We start from the raw sequence: 2,080 nt of genomic DNA, 5'->3' as shown, positions 1-2,080 counted from the left end.
TTGAACATTATTGTTCCTTTCAAAATACCGCACTGCTAAAACACTAATAATGCACACTAAAATCCGAATGTGCATAGTTAGGGTTTCAGACCGTGCGGCAGGTTATAAACAAGCTTTCAGACGGCCTTTAAGGCGCTGAAAACAACTCTCGATTATAAAGGCAACCATCCTTAAAATCCAGTATTTATACAATAAAAAGGCCGTCTGAAACATATCCTTTTCAGACGGCCTTCAAACTTAAAAATCAATCCTGAGTCAGCAAAGTCAATGCTTCCTGATATTTTTCGACTGTTTTTTGAATCACATCGGCAGGCACTTTAGGCGCAGGCGCTTTTTTATTCCAACCGCTTTGCTCCAGCCAGTCGCGGACAAATTGTTTGTCAAAAGACGGCGGATTGGTGCCGACTTTGTATTGGTCTGCAGGCCAAAAACGACTGGAGTCTGGCGTCAACACTTCGTCCATCAAAGTCAGCGTACCTTCTTCATCCAAACCAAATTCAAATTTGGTATCGCAAATAATAATACCGCGAGATTTCGCATATTCGGCCGCTTCTGTGTAAAGCTGAATAGCTTTGGCGCGCACTTCCGCCGCCAATTCTTTACCGATAATGCGTTCGCATTCTTCAAAGCTGATGTTTTCATCATGATCGCCCACTGCGGCTTTGGTCGATGGCGTAAAAATCACTTCAGGCAGTTGTTGCGCTTCCTGCATACCTTCAGGCAGTTGAATGCCGCAGACAGAGCCTGTCTTTTGATAATCTTTCCAACCGCTGCCTGCCAGATAACCGCGCACAATAGCCTCCACTTTCACCGGAGTGAGTTTTTTAGCCACGACGGCGCGTTTCTCCAAAGCTTTAGCTTCGTTTTCAGGCAAAACATCGTAAACCGTCTGACCGGTAAAATGGTTAGGCATGATATGAGCCAGTTTTTTAAACCAAAAATTGGAAATCTGCGTCAGAATCTCCCCTTTACCCGGAATCGGATCATCCAAAATCACATCGAATGCAGACAGGCGGTCGGAAGCAACCATCAACATACGTTTATCGTCAATTTCGTACAAATCGCGTACTTTGCCGGAGTAGATTTTTTTCAAGCTGATTTCAGACATTTTGGGTATCTCTTTGGTAGACAGAAGAATGCGGTATTTTAGCCCAATTTGGAATTTTTCGTCAGATTGTTTACAAAATAAAGGCCGTCTGAAACCTTATATTTTGGTTTCAGACGGCCTTATCCGTTGATTTCAGAGAAAAACCCTGAAAATCACCATCCTATCAGATTACAGAAGCTTGAGTCTGATCTTGGATGTGGTTTACAGCAGACAGAGAGTAGTAGTCGCCGTGGCCGGTTACTTGGTAAGTGCTACCGTCAGCAAACTTGAAGTTTTCAACTTTGTGATTGTTACCGGTAAACCAGTCGTCGATGGTAATGCTGTCGTTAGTACCAACAGAAACAGTCAGGTTAGCACCAGATTTGCTCAGCAATACGTCGGAAGCTGCAACGCCTTTACCGAACAACAGGGTGTCATTACCGCTTTCCTCACGGATAGTGTCGTGACCATAACCTTTGTCGAAGAAGTAAGTGTCGTTACCGGTACCGCCGATCAGGATGTCGTTGCCGACACCACCGTCGAGGTAGTCGTTACCATCTTTGCCAACCAGGCAGTCGTCACCGGCCAAACCGTACAGATGGTTGTTGCCGCCGTTACCTTCGATGTTGTTGTTCAAAGAGTTACCGGTACCGTTCAGGTTTTGCATACCTTGCAAGAACAGGTTTTCAACGTGATCGGTCAAGGTGTAGTCAATAACGGTACGAACAGTATCGATACCGGCTTGTGCATTGCCGTACTCGATAACTTGGTCGTTGGCATTGTCAACGAAGTAAACGTCGTTACCGTCGCCACCGCGCATGATGTCAGCACCGGAACCACCGTTCAGGTAGTCATTGCCAGCACCACCTTGCAGGTAGTCTTTACCTTCTTCACCGTACAGAGAGTCACCGTCGGCATCACCGTAAATGGTGTCGTTACCAGCACCGGCGTAGATTACGTCTGTGCCGTTGCCACCGTAGATGATGTCTTCGC

Annotated in this window: 2 protein-coding genes; both read right to left on the bottom strand. The window is 46.1% G+C overall.

All coding sequences use genetic code 11. From position 1 onward, the window contains the following. Nucleotides 1-244: 244 nt before the first annotated feature. A complete protein-coding gene (locus ACTHUE_RS16710; protein WP_049322835.1) occupies nucleotides 245-1,108 on the bottom strand; it encodes a phosphoribosylaminoimidazolesuccinocarboxamide synthase in 864 nt (287 codons plus the stop codon). A 163-nt stretch (nucleotides 1,109-1,271) separates the two neighbouring features. After that, the coding region (locus tag ACTHUE_RS16705) for a calcium-binding protein (RefSeq protein WP_440424022.1) at nucleotides 1,272-2,080 on the bottom strand (809 nt) is incomplete at its 5' end.

Source organism: Neisseria sp. P0021.S005, from assembly GCF_051956955.1.
This window is presented reverse-complemented; position numbering and strand designations above follow the sequence as displayed.

Coding starts and splice junctions, on each gene's coding strand:
- ACTHUE_RS16710 (WP_049322835.1), bottom strand. CDS start 1,108: ATGTCTGAAATCAGCTTGAAAAAAATCTACTCCGGCAAAGTACGCGAT.